Source organism: Cupriavidus sp. UYPR2.512, from assembly GCF_000379565.1.
GTDB lineage: Bacteria > Pseudomonadota > Gammaproteobacteria > Burkholderiales > Burkholderiaceae > Cupriavidus.
Map to the genome: position 1 here is coordinate 63,310 of NZ_KB902964.1, position 17,616 is coordinate 80,925.

The 17,616-nt window shown below is 68.0% G+C and carries 15 protein-coding genes; 10 read left to right on the top strand and 5 right to left on the bottom strand.

Annotation, left to right across the window (positions count from 1 at the left end):
- Positions 1 to 185 precede the first annotated feature (185 nt).
- The 4 genes from ribBA to A3A5_RS0114100 all read left to right on the top strand — a co-directional run bounded on the left by ribBA (position 186) and on the right by A3A5_RS0114100 (position 3,706).
- Entirely contained in the window at positions 186 to 1,295 is a 1,110-nt protein-coding gene (gene ribBA / locus A3A5_RS0114085) for a bifunctional 3,4-dihydroxy-2-butanone-4-phosphate synthase/GTP cyclohydrolase II (protein WP_018311207.1), read from the top strand.
- A gap of 72 nt (positions 1,296 to 1,367) precedes the next feature.
- The gene (ribH, locus tag A3A5_RS0114090; protein WP_013957645.1) at positions 1,368 to 1,868 is read left to right on the top strand and encodes a 6,7-dimethyl-8-ribityllumazine synthase; all 501 of its coding nucleotides are present in this window, start codon (positions 1,368 to 1,370) and stop codon (positions 1,866 to 1,868) included.
- Positions 1,861 to 2,379: a transcription antitermination factor NusB gene (nusB, locus tag A3A5_RS0114095; protein WP_018311208.1), complete on the top strand. Its 519-nt coding sequence runs from the start codon at positions 1,861 to 1,863 to the stop codon at positions 2,377 to 2,379. Before ribH ends, nusB begins: the two co-directional genes overlap by 8 nt.
- A 145-nt stretch (positions 2,380 to 2,524) precedes the next feature.
- A complete protein-coding gene (locus A3A5_RS0114100) occupies positions 2,525 to 3,706 on the top strand; it encodes a pyridoxal phosphate-dependent aminotransferase (RefSeq protein WP_026200771.1) in 1,182 nt (393 codons plus the stop codon).
- Between the two features lie 79 nt (positions 3,707 to 3,785).
- Here A3A5_RS0114100 and A3A5_RS0114105 read toward each other — a convergent pair whose 3' ends face one another.
- Complete coding sequence (locus A3A5_RS0114105) at positions 3,786 to 4,844, bottom strand: lytic transglycosylase domain-containing protein (RefSeq protein WP_026200772.1); 1,059 nt, start codon at positions 4,842 to 4,844, stop codon at positions 3,786 to 3,788.
- A gap of 649 nt (positions 4,845 to 5,493) precedes the next feature.
- Between A3A5_RS0114105 and ubiD the strand changes: the two genes are divergently transcribed.
- Positions 5,494 to 7,023, top strand: coding sequence for a 4-hydroxy-3-polyprenylbenzoate decarboxylase (gene ubiD / locus A3A5_RS0114110; protein ID WP_018311211.1), 1,530 nt, complete (start codon positions 5,494 to 5,496; stop codon positions 7,021 to 7,023).
- Between the two features lie 130 nt (positions 7,024 to 7,153).
- Positions 7,154 to 9,178: an acetoacetate--CoA ligase gene (locus tag A3A5_RS0114115; protein WP_018311212.1), complete on the top strand. Its 2,025-nt coding sequence runs from the start codon at positions 7,154 to 7,156 to the stop codon at positions 9,176 to 9,178.
- Positions 9,179 to 9,211: 33 nt separating this feature from the next.
- Here A3A5_RS0114115 and A3A5_RS0114120 read toward each other — a convergent pair whose 3' ends face one another.
- A complete protein-coding gene (locus A3A5_RS0114120) occupies positions 9,212 to 9,865 on the bottom strand; it encodes a glutathione S-transferase family protein (RefSeq protein ID WP_018311213.1) in 654 nt (217 codons plus the stop codon).
- Between the two features lie 252 nt (positions 9,866 to 10,117).
- Here A3A5_RS0114120 and A3A5_RS0114125 point away from each other — a divergent pair, with 252 nt between their 5' ends.
- On the top strand, positions 10,118 to 11,332 hold the full coding sequence (locus A3A5_RS0114125) for a polyhydroxyalkanoate depolymerase (RefSeq protein WP_018311214.1): 1,215 nt from the start codon (positions 10,118 to 10,120) through the stop codon (positions 11,330 to 11,332).
- 84 nt (positions 11,333 to 11,416) lie between these two features.
- The gene (locus A3A5_RS0114130; protein ID WP_026200773.1) at positions 11,417 to 12,319 is read left to right on the top strand and encodes an aldose epimerase; all 903 of its coding nucleotides are present in this window, start codon (positions 11,417 to 11,419) and stop codon (positions 12,317 to 12,319) included.
- Positions 12,320 to 12,334: 15 nt separating this feature from the next.
- Here A3A5_RS0114130 and A3A5_RS0114135 read toward each other — a convergent pair whose 3' ends face one another.
- From A3A5_RS0114135 to A3A5_RS0114145, 3 genes are all read right to left on the bottom strand, one after another.
- Positions 12,335 to 12,712 carry a DUF5594 family protein gene (locus tag A3A5_RS0114135; protein WP_018311216.1) on the bottom strand — a complete coding sequence of 126 codons (378 nt, stop codon included), beginning with the start codon at positions 12,710 to 12,712 and terminating at the stop codon, positions 12,335 to 12,337.
- 86 nt (positions 12,713 to 12,798) lie between these two features.
- The gene (locus tag A3A5_RS0114140) at positions 12,799 to 13,911 is read right to left on the bottom strand and encodes a CoA transferase (RefSeq protein WP_018311217.1); all 1,113 of its coding nucleotides are present in this window, start codon (positions 13,909 to 13,911) and stop codon (positions 12,799 to 12,801) included.
- Between the two features lie 8 nt (positions 13,912 to 13,919).
- Positions 13,920 to 14,909 (bottom strand): tripartite tricarboxylate transporter substrate binding protein, encoded by a 990-nt coding sequence (locus A3A5_RS0114145; RefSeq protein ID WP_018311218.1) that lies wholly within the window; start codon positions 14,907 to 14,909, stop codon positions 13,920 to 13,922.
- 90 nt (positions 14,910 to 14,999) lie between these two features.
- On the opposite strand from A3A5_RS0114145, the gene A3A5_RS0114150 reads away from it, so the two are divergent.
- Both A3A5_RS0114150 and A3A5_RS0114155 read left to right on the top strand, forming a co-directional pair.
- Positions 15,000 to 15,992, top strand: a complete 993-nt coding sequence (locus A3A5_RS0114150) for a LysR family transcriptional regulator (protein ID WP_018311219.1) — start codon at positions 15,000 to 15,002, stop codon at positions 15,990 to 15,992.
- A gap of 123 nt (positions 15,993 to 16,115) precedes the next feature.
- Entirely contained in the window at positions 16,116 to 17,513 is a 1,398-nt protein-coding gene (locus A3A5_RS0114155) for a PhoPQ-activated protein PqaA family protein (protein ID WP_232431347.1), read from the top strand.
- The last annotated feature ends 103 nt before the right edge of the window (positions 17,514 to 17,616 follow it).

Sequence of the window (17,616 nt, forward strand, 5' to 3'; positions counted from 1 at the left end):
ACGCGTTGCCTGCCTTGGCGTACAATACCCGGCTTGACTGGGCAACCTGCCGGGCGTATATGGCCTGGCCGGCCCGGCCCGACGCCCCGCCTCAGTCCGGCCGCTTTCAACCGCGGCCATGGTTCCTGCCCCAGCTATTCGCCGGTTTTTCGCTCGACTCGCCCCAATTTGCCGTTCAGCACGCCATGACAATCGCCCGTACCGAAGACATCATTGCCGACATCCGCGCCGGCCGCATGGTCATCCTCGTCGATGAGGAAGACCGCGAGAATGAAGGCGACCTGGTACTGGCTGCCGATTTCGTCACACCGGAAGCGATCAATTTCATGGCCAAGCACGGCCGCGGGCTGATCTGCCTGACCCTGACGGCCGAGCGCTGCCGCCAGATGGACCTGCACCCGATGGTCAGCCGCAACGGCACCCAGCACGGCACCAACTTCACGGTGTCGATCGAGGCCGCCGAGGGCGTGACCACCGGCATTTCCGCCGCTGACCGCTCCCGCACCGTGCAGGCCGCCGTCGCCCGCGACGCCAGACCGGCCGACCTGGTCCAGCCCGGCCATATCTTCCCGCTGACGGCCCAGCCCGGCGGCGTGCTGATCCGCGCCGGCCATACCGAGGCCGGCTGCGACCTGGGCGCGCTGGCAGGCCTGACGCCGGCGGCCGTGATCTGCGAGATCATGAAGGACGACGGCACCATGGCGCGCCTGCCGGACCTGATCGAGTTCGCGCAGGAACATGACCTGAAGATCGGCACCATTGCCGACCTGATCCACTACCGCAGCCGCACCGAGAGCATTATCGAGCGGGTTGGCGAGCGCGCCATGCAGACCCCCTACGGCACCTTCCACAGCATCGCCTACCGCGACAAGCCCACCGGCCAGGCGCACCTGGCGCTGGTCAAGGGTTCGCCCGCGCCGGACCAGGAAACGCTGGTGCGCGTGCACGAGCCGTTCTCGGTGCTGGACCTGCTGGAAGTGAAATGCACGACGCACTCGTGGGGCATCCCGGCCGCCATGCAAGCCATCGCCGAGGCCGAGACCGGCGTGATCGTGCTGCTGAACTGCGGCGACACCGTCGAGCAGCTGTTCACGCAATTCAGCGCGCTCGACGCACCGCAGTCGCGCCCGCGCCGCAAGCCGGACCTGCGCACCTACGGCATGGGCGCGCAGATCCTGAAGGATGTCGGCGTGGGCAAGATGCGCGTGCTGGCCGCCAGGCAGCGCATGCCCAGCATGACCGGCTTCGACCTGGAAGTGACCGGCTACCAACCCATGAACGGCCAGGCCGACTGAGCCTGCGCCTCCCGAACACCCCGGCAGCGCGCACCAGCGCCGTTGCCGCCCCGAAAACTGGAGAACTGAACAATGGATCACGGCTTCTACCCCAGCAACCTCGACGGTGAAGGCCTGCGTATCGGCATCGTGCAGGCCCGCTTCAACGAGCCGGTCTGCGCCGAACTGCTCGAAGCCTGCGTGGCCGAGCTGGAAAAGCTCGGCGTTGAGGGCGAAGACACCCTGGTGGTGACCGTCCCCGGCGCGCTGGAAATCCCGCTGGCGCTGCAGAAGATGTGCGAGAGCGGCCAGTTCGACGCCCTGGTCGCCCTGGGCGCCGTGGTGCGCGGCGAGACCTATCACTTCGAGCTGGTCTCGAACGAGTCGGGCGCCGGCATCACCCGCGTCGGCCTGGACTTCAATGTGCCGATCGCCAATGGCATCCTGACCGTGGATACCGACGAGCAGGCCCACGCCCGCACCCGCGAGAAAGGCCGCGACTGCGCCCGCGCCGCGGTGGAGATGGCCAACCTGGTCGTCGCGCTCGATTCGCTGCGCGGCCAGGAAGATGAAGACGAGGACGACGATGAGTGATACGTCGAACAACCAGGGCAACGACGGCGGCAAGGCAGCCGGCGGCAAGCCCGCCGCGGCCCGCACCGAGGCCAAGGCCCCGCCCAAGAGCGCGCGCCGCCGCTCGCGCGAGCTGGCGCTGCAGGGCCTGTACCAGTGGCTGTTGAACCGCAACGACATCGGCGCGATCCAGGCCCACCTGCATGATGCGCAAGGCTTCAACAAGGCCGACCGCGAGCACTTCGACGCGCTGCTCAACGGCGCGGTGCGCGAAGAAGCCCGCCTGACCGCTGCCTTCGAGCCCTTCCTGGACCGCACCGTGAACGAGCTTTCGCCGGTGGAGCGTGCCGCCCTGCTGGTCGGCAGCTATGAGCTGGTGCACTGCGTCGACATCCCGTACAAGGTCGTGATCAACGAAGCCGTCGAGCTGACCAAGACCTTTGGCGGCGTCGAGGGCTACAAATACGTGAACGGCGTGCTGGACAAGCTTGCCGCCCAGGTGCGCGCGGCCGAGGTCGCGGCGCGCCGCTGAGTTGCCAACTGAGCCGCCCGCGGGCCGGCCCACGCCATCACCGCTGGCTTGCGCCGGCAATGATGAAGACGACACCCGCCCCGGCGGGTGTTTTCATTCCTACCTACCCTTTTGCTGAACGGGCCTGAGCCCGCCCCGGATGATTATGGACATGCAGCGCCTGGCCACCGCCTCCCGCGTCGCCAATATCAATGCCTTCCACGTGATGGAACTGGCCAAGCAGGCCGCCGCGCTGGAGCGCGCCGGCCGCCATATCGTGCACATGGGCATCGGCGAGCCGGACTTCACCGCCGCCGAGCCGGTGGTGCGCGCGGCCGAAGCCGCCATGCGCCGCGGCGTCACGCAGTACACCGGTGCGCTCGGCATCCAGCCGCTGCGCGAGGCCATCGCCGGCTATTACAAGTCGGCCTACGGGCTGGATATCCCGGCACGGCGCGTGATCGTCACGGCCGGCGCCTCGGGCGCGCTGCTGCTGGCATGCGCGGTCCTGGTCGAGATCGGCGCCGAGGTGCTGATGCCCGACCCCAGCTACCCGTGCAACCGGCACTTCGTCGCCGCCTTCGACGGCGCCGCGCGCATGATCCCGAGCGGCCCGGCCGAGCGCTTCCAGCTGACCGCCGCGCAGGTCGAGGCCAACTGGGGCGAGCAGACCCGCGGCGTGCTGCTGGCATCGCCCTCCAACCCGACCGGCACCTCGATCCTGCCCGATGAACTCGACCGCATCCTGCAGGCCGTGCGCGCGCGCAACGGCTTTGCCATCCTCGATGAGATCTACCAGGGCCTGTCCTATGACGCCCCGCCGGTCTCGGCGCTGGGCCTGGACGAAAACGTGGTCACGGTGAACAGCTTCTCCAAGTACTTCAACATGACGGGCTGGCGCCTGGGCTGGCTGGTGGTGCCGGAGGCGCTGGTGGAAGCCTTCGAGAAGGTCGCGCAGAACCTGTTCATCTGCGCGTCGGCCGTGGCGCAGTACGCCGCGCTGGCCTGCTTCACCCCCGAGGCCCTGGCGATCTACGACGAACGCAAGGCCGAGTTCCGCCGCCGCCGCGACCTGATCGTGCCAGCGCTGGAGGCCCTTGGCCTGCGCGTGCCGGTGCGCCCGGACGGCGCCTTCTATGTCTACGCCGACTGCCGCGGCGTCAACCACCCCGCCGCCGGCGATGCCGACCGGCTGACGCAGGCGATGCTGCACGATGCGGGCGTGGTCATGGTGCCGGGGCAGGATTTCGGCCCGCATACGGCGAAGGACTACATCCGGATCTCGTACGCGACCTCGCGCGGGAATATCGAGGAGGCGATGGCGCGCCTCGGCAAGCTGTTCCGCTGACCGGCCTCTCCCGGCTGAGGCAGGCAAAAGAAAAGCACCCCGCGGGGTGCTTTTCTGATTTGGCGATACCGTTGCGCGCTCAGGCGTTGTGCGGACCGTTGTTCGCTTCCAGCTTCTCGGTCGGGGCCAGGTGCTCGGCCGGGGCCTTGACCTCGGCCGGCTTGTCGGCATTGGCGGGCGCGTTGCGCACGCCCAGCAGCTGGCGCAGGCGGGCGCGCTCGGCCAGCACCTTGGCGCCGTAGCCGCCATCGGTGGCCGTGGTGGCACCGACGTAGTACTTCAGGCCGCCTTCGATCGAGCCAGCGCGGGCGATGCAGTCCTTGAGCACCAGCGCGCCGATCTTGATATTGGCGTACGGATTGAGCGCCGCGGCAACGCCGCCGACGGCCTCGTACTTGTCCTGGTGGACCTTGGTCATGACCTGCATCAGGCCCTGCGCACCCACGCCGCTTTCGGCGTACGGGTTGAAGCTGGACTCGATCGCGATCACGCCCAGGATCAGCAGCGGGTCGATACCGACCTCGCGGCCGGTCAGGTAGGCCGCCTTCACCAGTTGCGCGGTGGCCTGGGCCGCCACGCGGTACTTGCGCGCAATGTAATCGGCCACGGCCGCCTGCTCGCGGGCGGTGCCCAGCGTGCTGGTGCTGCGGGCATCCATCGCCACGCGTGTCACCGGGATCTGCGCGGCCAGATGCGCGACCGACGGCACCTTGGCGGCAGCCGCCAGGCTCCATTCGTCCACGCCCGACACTGTCGGCAGGCCGCCCTTGCCAAAGGCAAGCTTGGCCGCGGCGACGTCCGCCGACTGCGGCGGCACGGCAGTGCTGGCCACGGCAGGCGCAGCCGGCATGGCGGCGCCAACCAGCACCGCGGGTGCTTCGTCACCCGCCAGCAGCCCAGCCAGCGTGGTGCGCCATTCCTGGCTCAGCGACAGCGACACGGCCGAAACGACCGCGATCACGCCCAGGCTGTTCAGGGCGTACTTCAGCGTTGTGCGGCCACCGCGCAACGCGCGGCCCGCGACCGGATGCGCGAGACGGACCTGCAATGCCCGACTCACTCCGGGTACCGGCTGTCGGAGACGGACCTGCAAGGCCCGCCCGATGCCGGGAAGATGAAGGGTTTTCCAACCGCTCATGCTTACCTCCATCCGTTGCCCGCTTCGCGCGCCCGACTGCGGCACGCGCCCGATCTCAACGTACTCAAGTAAGGATGCCGCGCCGTCCAGCAGTGACGACCAAGCATCTGTTGGCAGGCGCTCCCCGTGCGCCCAACTGGAAACAGGCTACGCTCTGGGGGAGCGCACCCTGCCACGACTAAACTCACTACGCTCCGGCAAGTCGCCGGAGGCGACCGGTCGGCCCGCTTGCATTCGGGCCCTACCATCGGTCCTTGCTGGAGGGATTTTCTGGCACGTTTTCTTTGATGTGCACCCCTTGACACAGGGGGAAAATCCATGCTGCGACGCAACACTCCATGGAGCAGACCGGATTGTAGGAACGGTGTTATATCTCGTCAAGAATAAAAATCTTGAATTTCACTACTTTTAGTTATTTGTAACAGCGACGACTTAGTCGACCCGGAATCACCCGCTCCCCCGCAAACGCAGGCGTGGCCTTGGGTATCCACTACGACACAAGCTCCGGCAGCGACAAAAAACTTACAATTTGCGCGGCATCTTCTTGATGTTTTTTTTTGCGGCAATGCCGGCGAATGTGTATCGTCACCGACTTCACTGCCGCACCGCGCAGCCCCCCTGCGAATGCCGCACCACAACAGAATTCACTATGCAATACAAAGACTTGCGCGATTTCATCGGTCAACTCGAAGGCATGGGCGAGCTGCGGCGCATCGCCCGGCCGGTCGCGCCCAACCTGGAAATGACCGAAGTCTGCGACCGGCTGCTGCGCGCTGGAGGCCCCGCGGTCCTTTTTGAGCAACCTTCCGGAGCCAGCACCGATGGAGGCATCTATAGCGTTCCTGTACTCGCCAATCTGTTCGGCACGACACACAGGGTCGCACTTGGCATGGGCGCCGAATCGATGGAAGACCTGCGCGACATCGGCCGGGTCTTGTCAGCACTGAAGGAACCGGAGCCGCCGCGCGGCCTGCGCGAGGCCGGCAAGCTGTTCACGCTGGCCAAATCTGTGTGGGATATGGCACCAAAGCGGGTCAGCAGCCCGGCCTGCCAGGAGGTGGTGTGGGAGGGCAGCGACGTCGACCTGGCGCGCCTGCCAATCCAGACCTGCTGGCCCGGCGATGCGGCGCCGCTGATCACCTGGGGCCTGGTAGTGACCAAGGGCCCGCACAAGAAGCGCCAGAACCTGGGCATCTACCGCCAGCAGGTGATCGGCCGCAACCAGGTCATCATGCGGTGGCTGGCGCACCGCGGCGGCGCGCTCGACTTCCGCGAGCACGCGCTGGCCAACCCTGGCAAGCCCTTCCCGATCGCGGTGGCGCTGGGCGCCGACCCGGCCACCATCCTGGGCGCGGTGACGCCGGTGCCGGATACGCTGTCCGAGTACCAGTTCGCCGGCCTGCTGCGCGGCAGCCGCACGGCGCTGGCCGGCTGCCTCACACCGACGCTGTCCGAGCTGAGTGTGCCCGCGTCGGCCGAGATCGTGCTCGAAGGCCATATCCAGCCCGACCCCGACCACCCGTCCGGCTACCAGCATGCGCTGGAAGGCCCGTTCGGCGACCACACCGGCTATTACAACGAGCAGGACTGGTTCCCCGTGTTCACCATCGACCGCATCACCATGCGGCGCGACCCGATCTACCACTCCACCTACACCGGCAAGCCGCCCGACGAGCCCGCCGTGCTGGGCGTGGCGCTGAACGAGGTGTTCGTGCCGCTGCTGCAGAAGCAGTTCCCGGAGATCACCGACTTCTACCTGCCGCCCGAGGGCTGCAGCTACCGCATGGCGCTGGTGCGCATGAAGAAGCAGTACGCCGGCCATGCCAAGCGCGTGATGTTCGGCGTGTGGAGCTTCCTGCGGCAGTTCATGTATACGAAGTTCATTGTGGTGGTCGATGACGATGTCGACGTGCGCGACTGGAAGGAAGTGATCTGGGCCATCACCACCCGCGTCGACCCAAGCCGCGACACGGTGCTGGTCGACAACACCCCGATCGATTACCTGGACTTCGCCTCGCCGGTGTCGGGCCTGGGGTCCAAGATGGGCATCGACGCCACCGACAAGTGGCCGGGCGAGACCACGCGGGAATGGGGCACGCCGATCTCCATGGATGCGGCCGTCAAGGCAAAGGTCGACACCATGTGGGAAACCCTGTTCGAGCGCCCCGCCAGCCGCTGATGAGCCGCTGACCGACAACCGGGCCCGTGCCCCGTTATCATGTCGCGCTGATGCCTGGTGTCGCCACCGGCGCGCCGCAATGACCATCGCACCATCCAATGCCCGCGACAGACGGGCGCAAGGAGGAGACATGACGACCGCCGCCCCGCTCACCGAAGGCAGCCTGATGTGGACGCCCTCCGAGGCGTTCCGCGACAGCAGCCAGGTCGCGCGCTTCATGCACTGGCTGCGGGCCGAGCGCGGCCTGGCCTTTGACGACTACGACAGCCTCTGGGAGTGGTCGGTCACTGAGCTGGAAGCCTTCTGGGACGCCGTGCGCACCTATTTCGACGTGCACTTCGACACGCCCGCCGTGCAGGTGCTGGACCGCCGCACCATGCCGGGCGCGCGCTGGTTCGAGGGCGCCACGCTGAACTACGTGCAGCAGGTATTCCGCCACGCCGGTACGGGCAGCGCCCGCCAGCGCGCCGCGATCCGCCATGCCGGCGAGGCGCAGCCGCTGGCCGATATCAGCTGGCACGTGCTGGAGACCCAAGTGGCATCGCTGGCGCATGCGCTGCGCCAGATGGGCGTGCAGCGTGGCGACCGCGTCGCCGGCTACCTGCCCAATATCCCCGCCACCATCGTCGCCTTCCTGGCCACGGCCAGCTTGGGCGCGGTCTGGTCCGGCTGCGCGCCGGACATGGGCCAGGTCGCGGTGATCGACCGCTTCCGGCAAATCGAGCCCAGGGTGCTGATCGCCGTCGACGGCTACCGCTACGGTGGCAAGGCCTATGACCGGGCCCCGGTGCTTGCCGACCTGGTCGCCGCCCTGCCCTCGCTGACCGACCTGGTGCTGGTGCCGCAGATCGGCAGCCACGCAGCCCCGCCCACCGGCGTGCGCGCGCATGCCTGGCAGGATGTGCTGGCGCACGACGTGGCGCTGGCGATCGAGCCGGTGCCGTTCGACCATCCGCTGTGGATCGTCTACTCCTCTGGCACCACCGGCATGCCCAAGCCGATCGTGCATGGCCATGGCGGCATCGTCATCGAGCAGCTCAAGCTGATGGCCTTCCATAACAACCTGGGCCCGGACGATGTCTTCCACTGGTACAGCAGCAGCGGCTGGATCATGTGGAACGCGCAGGTGGCCGGCCTGCTGCTGGGCACCACCATCGCGCTCTACGACGGCAACCCGGCCTGGCCCGACGCGGGCGTGCTGTGGCGCTTTGTCGACGATGCCGGCGTGACGCTGTTCGGCGCCGGCGCGGCCTTCTTCACCAACTGCATGAAGGCCGGCATCGAACCGGCCCGCATCGCCGACGTGTCGCGCCTGCGCGGGCTCGGCTCGACCGGCTCGCCGCTGCCGGTGGAGGCCTACGACTGGATCTATCGCCATGTGCGCGAAGACATCTGGCTGGTGCCGATGTCGGGCGGCACCGACTTTGCCGGCTCGTTCGTCGCCGGCTGTCCGCTGCTGCCGGTCTATTCCGGCGAGATGCAATGCCGCTGCCTGGGCGCCAAGGTGGAGGCCTTCGACGACAACGGCCAGCCGCTGATCGACCAGGTGGGAGAACTGGTCTGCACCGAGCCGATGCCGTCGATGCCGCTCTACCTGTGGGGCGACGCCGACGGCAAGCGCTACCGCGACAGCTATTTCGACACGTACCCCGGGGTCTGGCGGCATGGCGACTGGATCAAGATCACCAGCCGCGGCGGCGCGGTGATCTACGGGCGCTCGGACGCCACCATCAACCGCTACGGCATCCGCATGGGCACCAGCGAGCTGTACCGCGTGGTGGAAGACCTGCCGGAAGTGCTCGACAGCATGGTGGTCGACCTGGAATACCTGGGCCGCGAGTCGTATATGCCGCTGTTCGTGGTGCTGCGCGAAGGCCTGGTGCTGGACGATGCGCTGCGCGACACCCTGCGCGCGCGCATCCGCGAAGCGCTGTCCTCGCGCCACGTGCCCAATGAGATCGTGCAGGTGCCCGGCGTGCCGCGCACGCTGTCCGGCAAGAAGATGGAAGTGCCGATCAAGAAGCTGCTGCTCGGCCATGCGCCCCAGGGCATCGCCAACCGCGATGCGATGGCCAACCCGGATACGCTCGACTGGTACTTCGACTATGCCGAGCGCTTCCTGAAGGCGCGGCAGGCCGACTCCGCCACGCGGTAGCGCCGGCGGCCGCGGCGGTTGCCAGCGAGGACATCAGAACTCCACATCCAGTTCGCTGATTTCGTCGGGTTCCTCGCGCGCCGCCGCGATCCACTCCTGCAGCTCCGGCATCGACAGGATCTGCTTGCAGTAGGCAACCGGCACGGGATCGAGCATCACGCCATAGGTGACAAAGCGCGTCACCACCGGCGCGTACATGGCGTCGGCCATGGTGCGCGTGCCGAACAGGTAAGGCCCGCCGTAGCGCGTCAGGCATTCGGTCCAGATCGCCGTGATGCGATCGATGTCGGCCTGCGCCCGCGACCACACCTTCATCCCGGGGAAATGCCCCTTCAGGTTCATCGGCAGCGCCGAACGCATCGCGGCAAACCCGGAATGCATCTCGCCGCAGATGGCGCGGCAGTGGGCACGCGCGGCGCGGTCTTCCGGCAGCAGGCCGGCCTTGGGGTGGATTTCGTTCAGGTATTCGGCGATCGCCAGGGTGTCCCACACCGTCACGCCGTGGTGGCGCAGGCACGGCACCAGGATCGACGGCGACAGCAGCAGGATTTCCGCACGCGCCGCGGCGTCGTCCGGCGGCACCAGCACTTCTTCGAATTCCAGGCCGGCAAAGCGCGCCAGCAGCCAGCCTCGCAGCGACCATGAGGAATAGGTCTTGCTGCTGATGGTGAGTGTGGTCTTGGACATCGCGCCTCCTTTACGGCTTGTTGCCGCTCGTTGCCCCGCACCTATGCAGTGCATCCGGCAGGCACCAGTCTGAAGCCGCTGCGCTCCATGCGCCGCGAAGGGGCGCCACGCCCGTGCGCCAGGCGCATGCTTCACTACTTGCGCGGCATCGTCCGCCCCGCTCACCGCACAAAGCGCAAGGCGCGTGCCAGGCATAAACTGATGGCATACATATTGCGGCTGGCAAGAACCAGAACAGCGGGGGACCGAGCCATGCTGTACCACGCCTACCAGATCTACGCGGACATGATACTGCCGGCCTGCACGCTGGCAGAGCTGGCTGCCGCGACGCTGGCGGCGAATCCCAGGTCCAGCGGCTTCGACGCGGTGCACCGCCTGCGCGCTGCCTGCGAGCTCATCGCGCTGGTGCGGCTCACGCACCACCGGCCGGCCTTCGGCATCGACCACGCAACCGTCGGCGGCCAGCCGGTGCCGGTCACCGAGGAAGTCGTCGCGCGCACGCCGTTCTGCTCGCTGCTGCACTTGCGCCGCCACGGCATCGTCGGCCAGCCGCGCGTGCTGCTGGTGGCGCCGATGTCCGGCCACTTCGCCACGCTGCTGCGCGGCACGGCCCAGACCATGCTGGCCGACCACGACGTCTATATCACCGACTGGCACAACCCCCGCGACATTCCATTGCTCGCCGGGCGCTTCGGCTTCGATGAATTCGTGCAGCACCTGATCGGCTTCCTGCGGACGCTGGGCGGCGGCACGCATCTGGTGGCGATTTGCCAGCCTGCCGTGGCAGCGCTGGCGGCGGCGGCACTGATGGCCGAGGACGGGGACCCCGCCCAGCCGCCCAGCCTGACGCTGATGGCCGGCCCCATCGACGCGCGCGTCAACCCGACCAAGGTCAACGTGCTGGCCATGAGCCAATCCCTCGAGTGGTTCGAGCGCACCTTGATCGGCATGGTGCCGCTGCGCTTTGCCGGCGCCATGCGGCGCGTCTACCCGGGCCACGTGCAGTTGCTGGCCTTCATGAGCATGAACCCGGAGCGGCACGAACAGGCGTTGCGCGAGCTCTACGCCCTGCGCGAGCGCGGCGAGCACGACAAGGCCGATGCCATCCGCGACTTCTACATCGAGTACTTCGCCACCATGGACCTGACCGCGGAGTTCTACCTGGAAACCGTCAGCCTGGTATTCCAGCGCTTCCTGCTGGCCCAGGGCCTGCTTGACGTGAGCGGTCGCCGTGTCTGCACACGCGCCATCCACCGCACCGCCCTGCTGACCGTGGAGGGCGAGCGCGACGATATCTGCGCCATCGGCCAGACCGTGGCGGCGCAAGACCTGTGCTCCAGCCTGCGCCCCTATATGCGCATGCATCATGTGCAGACCGGAGTCGGGCACTATGGGGTGTTCAACGGCAAGCGGTGGGAGACGCAGGTGTACCCGCTGGTGCGCAACACCATCTACACCAGCAGCTAGTCCGGCTGCCGCCAGCGCGCTGGCCTGGCTTATCATGGCAGCTGCGCCGGGCGGCACGCGAACGGCGCGGCACCAACCATCAACATGCCATTGCTTCCGACACAAGACTTCCAGGGCCAGCCACTGGTCCGGGTCGGCGCTGCCGACACCTTCCTGCTGCTCGCCCCGCAACACGGCGGGCGGCTGGTCCGCTGGGTGCACCGCGGACAGGACATACTCTACTGGCCGGATGCTGCCGACTGGTCCCGCCCGGCCAAGGTCCGCGGCGGCAACCCGCTGCTGTTTCCGTTTATCGGCCGGCATTTTGCCGGAGGCAATCCCGGCCAGTGGCGTGACGGACAAGGGACGGTGCACACGCTGGCGCAGCACGGCTTTGCGCGCGACCTGCCCTTCGACGTCAGCGCCATCGACGCGCAAGCCGCGATCACGATGACGCTGCGCGACAGCGATGCAACGCGCGCCGGCTACCCGTTCGCATTCGTCTTCGACGCCATCTACCGCTTGCTGCCCGATGGCCTCGAAGTCACGCTGCGCACCACCAATACCGGCACGCAGCGCCTGCCCTGCTATCCCGGCCACCATTTCTATTTCGCGCTGCCGCACACGCAACGTGCCACCGCGTCGCTGGCATTTCCGGGCACGGACCGCATGCGCCAGCTACCCGATGGCAGCCCCGGGCCCGCAGAGCCGGGCGAGACAACTTACCAGCTGGACGATCCACGCCTGCAGGACACCTTCCACGTCTTTCGCGACAGCCCGTGCGCCACGCTGGCGATGCCGGACCGCCGCGTCACGTTTGAACTCGACTTCGCCGGCACCGTGCCATGGCATGCCGTGACGACCTGGTCCGAAAACGAAACCTCTGACTTCTATTGCGTGGAACCGTGGGCAGGCCTGCCCGACGCGATCCACCACGGCCAGGGGCTGCGCTGGATCGAGCCGGGGCAAACGGAAAGCGCGGTATGCCGGCTGCGGGTGGCTGGCTGAGTCAGTGCACCAGGCTCAGTGCTCGAAATCCAGCCCGCCGATCAGGATCGCCGGGTCCGCCTGCGATAGCGAGCGCAGGTCGATCCCGCGCGGTTCCTGCCAGGCGCGCAGCTTGGCCGGCAGCGCCGCCAGGTAACCGGCAAAGCGCACCTCGCCACCCGCCGCGAACAGGCGCTGCACCTCCAGCCCATCCCACGCCAGCGTGATATCCAGCGCATAAGGGTGGCGCCGCAGGTCCGGCGGACCATCCCCGGTCATGCGCAGGCGCGGCGGCCGGCCGGGGGCTTCGGCAGGCAGCGGGTGGAGTTGCAAGCGCCGGTCATGCTGGCCAATCGCGGCAGCAATGCGCGGCAGGCATTCCGCTTCAAAGCGGGCGAGGAAGTCGGTGGTCAAGGTGGCGGCGTCCTGACGTTGCGAGTGGGGACGATGGCGGCACACGGCCGTGCGCCATCGTGCCAGCAACTATACGCCGCCGGGTGTCATGCCGGGCGGTAGACCTGGAAGCCCAGCCCCGGCGACAGCACCGCAGTCTCCCCTTCCTGCAGCGTCACCGGCCGCACGCTGCCATTGGCCATCGACTCCCCCGCAAACTCAGCGATATTGCGCAGGCGGGCTGCCGGGATCCCCAGCGCGCTGAGGCGCAATTCCAGGTCCCCTGCGGTGCCGACCGCCACCGCGCCCGCAATCGCCCGCTTGAGCGCGGCCGGATCGAGCGAGCGCACGAAGGCAGGCAAGGCACCGGCATCCAGCGGCACCTCGAACAAGGCCGGATCTTGCGCAAGCTCGCCCAGCCCGAGCGCCTTGAGCAGCGCCAGCAACTGCTTCGGCGTATTCGCGCCGATCGCCAGCCAGCCATCCTGCGTGCGGAAGAAATCGGCCGACGGGCTGCCCGAATACCCCTGGTTGCCCTGCCGCGCCGGCACGCCGCCGGTGGTCATGGCATCGCATGTCATCGGATACATCAGCTGCAGGCCGGCCGTGGCCATCGAGACATCGAGCAGCATGCCCCGCCCCGTGCGTTCGCGCTCGCGCACGCCGGCCAGGATGGCAAAGGCGGCCAGCATGCCGGTGGCCGAGTCGATCACCGGGAAGCCGGTCTTCATCGGCGGATCGCCCTCGGTGCCGCCCATCCAGGCCATGCCGGTGGCGGCCTGCACCACGTGGTCGTAGGCAGGCCGGCCATGCCACTGCGCCGCGCCGCGGCCAAAGCCCGAGATGCTGCAATAGACCACGCGCGGATTGCGCGCGCGCACCGCCTCGTAGCCCAGCCCGAAGCGCTCGAGCACGCCCGGCCGCAGGTTGTCGACGAAGACGTCGCAGCGGCCGGCCAGTTCCAGCGCATGTTCGCGCCCGGCGTCATCCGACAGGTCGAGCGCCAGCGACGACTTGCCCGCATTGAGCGCGACAAAGGCGGCATGCCCCTTGCCCGCGCGGCGCATCACGTCGCCGCCGCCGGCGCTTTCGACCTTGGTGACCTGTGCGCCCAACTGTGACAGCAGGAAGGTGGCAAACGGCCCGGCGATCACGTGCGAGAAATCCAGCACGCTGATGCCGGCCAGCGGGGCAAAGTCCGGTTGTGGAACGAGGGTCATGGGATGGCCTATTCGATGGTGATACGGTTCTTGTCGATAACCTGGCGGATGCGGGTGGTCTCGTCGGCCACCAGCCGCGAGAAGGCTTCAGGCGTGGGCGTCGGCGCAAGCACCGCGCCCATCTCGGCATATAGCCGGCGCAGGCCGGGATCGCCCAGCGTCTGCAGCACCGCGCCATGCAGGCGCGCCACGATCGGCGCGGGCAGATGGGGCGGCGCCCAGATGCCGCTCCATGCATCGAGATCGAGATCTTTGCGACCCAAGGCCTCATTCAGCGTGGGCACCTGCGGCAGCACCGCGGCGCGGCTGACCGAAGTCACCGCCAGGGCTCGCACCTTGCCGCTGGCGATCTGCGGAATCGCCGTCGCCGCCACCGGGAAGCCGAACTGTGTGTCGCCCTTGATCAGCGATGGCACGATCTCGACCGAGCCTTTGTACGGCACATGGACCACGTCGATGCCGGTGGCCGACGCAAACGCCGCACCCGATACATGCGCGGCCGAGCCGATCCCGCCTGAGGCGTAGTTCAGCGTGCCCGGCGCGCGGCGCGCCGCGGCGACCAGGTCGGCCACGTTCCGGTAGGGCGAGCTGGCGCTGACCACCAGCACCGCCGGACTGACGCCGACGCGGATGATGTGGGTGAATGCCATCGGGTCGAATTTTGCGCCGGGCTGCAGCAGCTTCTGCGTGACATGGGTCGAGGCACCCAGCATCAGCGTGTAGCCATCCGCCGGCTGCTGCGCGACAAACTCCGCGGCCAGGATGCCGCCTGCACCGACCTTGTTCTCGACCACCACTGGCTGGCCAAGCTCGCGCGCCAGCAACTCAGCCAGCTTGCGGGTCTGGATATCCGGACCGCCGCCGGCGGCGTAGGGCACCACCAGCCGGATCGGCCGGTGGGGATAGGGACTGGCCGCGCCGGCCCTGCCCAGCGCGGCAGCGGCCGGCAGCGCCAGCAGGGACTTCAGCAGCAGGCGGCGCCCGACGTTGGCATGCATCGCATGTCTCCTCCATGGTTTGCCCCGATTGTCCGGCGCCGGGTCATTCGAAACAATTATCCAGTTTTGATAGAGCCATCACATTTTGTTATGAACACCACCTCCCCCGTGCGCGCAGCCAGCCCCTCGTCCAACCGGATCGACCGGCTGCGCATCCGGCACCTGCGCCTGCTCGACCTGGTGGCGCGCAGCGGCTCGCTGACCGCGGCCGGCGAAGCGCTGCATATCAGCCAGCCCGCCGTCACCAAGATGCTGCAGGAGCTGGAGCACGCCTTCGGCTGCAAGCTGATCGAACGCACCACGCGCGGCGGGCGGCTGAGCCCCGCGGGCGAACGCGCGCTGGAGCGGCTGCGTGTGGTGCTGGGCGCGATCGACGCCGCCGGCGAGGCGCTGCAGGCGCGCCCCGAGGTGCCGCTGGTCCGCCTGGGCATGCTGCCGCTGGTGGGCGTTGACGTGCTGCCGCAGGCGGTCGCACGGCTGCGCGCCCAGGACGCGCTGCCGCGCCTGGCGGTGCGCGAACATACCGTCGGCGGCCTGACCGCGATGCTGTGCGAAGGCGAACTCGACTGCATCGTCGGCCGGCTGCAGAAGGATGACACCGACCAGTTCAAGGCCAGGGTCCACATCACCCCGCTGCGCGACGAATACCTGGCCGTGGTCTGCGCGTCCGGCCACCCGCTGGCGCGACGCCGCGAGGCCGCGCTGGCGGACTTGCAGGAAGGTCCCTGGATCCTGCCGCCGCGCGGCACCCACACGCGCGACGTGTTCGAACAGCCCTTCCTCGACAGCGGCCAGCTGCCGCCGGTGCCGCATATCGAATCGGCCTCGTTCCACACCAACCTGGCCATGACCGCCGCCAGCGGCTTCCTGACGGTGGCGCCAGCCACGGCGCTGGCCCACTACCAGGCCATGTCGATGGTGCGGGAAGTGCGGCTGCGCACCCCGTTTGCCTCGGGCCGGCTGGTCTTCATCACCCCGGCGCAGATCGAGGTGCCGCCCGCCGTGGCAAGGCTGCGCGAAGCCCTGGAAGCGGTGACAAGACAGGACCCCGGCACACCATCGCGACCGGCACGGCGCCGCTGACGCGGAGTGCCCAGGTGCACCGGGTGGTCATATTGATTCGTGATGGCGCCATGCAAACTGGCGAATTGCCGGTGATGGCCACGCTCAAGACAATGCCCCTTTCCACTACAGGAAGGAGACATCGTGAGAACACGGATCATGGGCATCGCGCGGCAAGCGGCCTGGGCGCTTGCGTCGCTGCTTTGGCTGCCCGGCATCGCCGCCGCGCAAGCGCAGCCGGTCGGGCCGGCGGCGTTCTTCGACATGCAGGCAGTCCGTGACGAAAGCACGCTGGCACCGGCAATTTCCCGCGACGCCGTGGTGCCCAGCCGCGCGCGCCCCGGCAAGCGCGTGCGCGTGATCGAACTGCGCTTCACCAGCCAGGACTGGAAAGGCCTGCCATGGACGCACCCGGCGCGCATCTACGTGCCCGACGGCTACCAGGGCGGCGGCAACGCCGGCATCATCGGCACCGAGCGGCAGTTCTTCGACGAGCCCGTCTGGCCGCGCCACACCATCCCCGGCACCGGCCTGAACACCGAAGCAGAGTACGCGGAAGGCACCGCCATCGACCTCGGCATGCCCGTGATGCTGTTCGCCAACCCGGCCGAAGACTACTGGGGCCTGAACGAATCCGACCTGACCGGCTACGCGCTGAAGCAGGTGATGGAGACCGGCGACCTGACCTGGAACGGCTACTACCCGATCGCGCTGGCCTACCTGCGCGCCATCACCCTGATGCACGCTCTGCCCGGCGTGCGCACTGAGCGCGCGGTGCTGATGGGTTGCTCCAAGCGAGGCTTCGCCGTCAGCATCGCCACCGGCGTCGACCCTGACCGCGTCGCGGGCGTGATGGCCACTTGCTACTACGGCGGCAACAGCCTGTATTTCCTGGCCCGCAAGTACGCCGAGTTCGGCCCCGGCGTCGGCGGCCCCGCGCAGCAGCGCACCGGCCCCGGCTTCCAGCCCGCCGACGCCGTGCTGCGTACCATCAACAACCCCACCGGCTTTCGCATGCTGACGCACTTCGACCCGTATATGTGGCGCAGGCAGATGCGCTCCAGCTTCCTGGTCGCGCTCGGCACCAACGACGAGTTCTTCGCGCTTGGCACGCCGAACAGCATGATGACGGAGATGTCCGGCGACAAGGCCTTCCTGGCGGTGGACAACCTGCCCCACTCCTGGGTCTCGGCCAAGCATCTTGCGGCATGGCGCATGTGGCTGGCGCATACGTTCCTGGAGCGCAAGCTGCCGGCGATCGAGGCCAGCGGGTCGGCGCAGGGCGGGCAGTTCGCGGTGCAGGCCAGGGTCAGGGCCGATGCGGCACCGGTCGGCGTGCGGCTCTTCTACGCCTACAACCCCATGGCCACCGACTGGCGCAAGGCAAAGTGGGAGTCGGCGCCGATGCGCGCGGACGGTGGCGGTTATACAGCTGGCGTGCCAATGAAAGACGGCTACCGGCTGGCTTACTACGTCGAGGTCGAAGACATGGGCAAGGGCGGGACGGGGTATGTCAGTTCACTGGTGAACTTCGCCAACTGAACCAGGAGGCCGGTTCAACTGGGTTTTAGTGCCATAAAGCGCACTTCGGTACGGTCAAGCCGGCTTGCCCGGCTTGCGCTCCCTTCCCGATCCCGCATAGAAT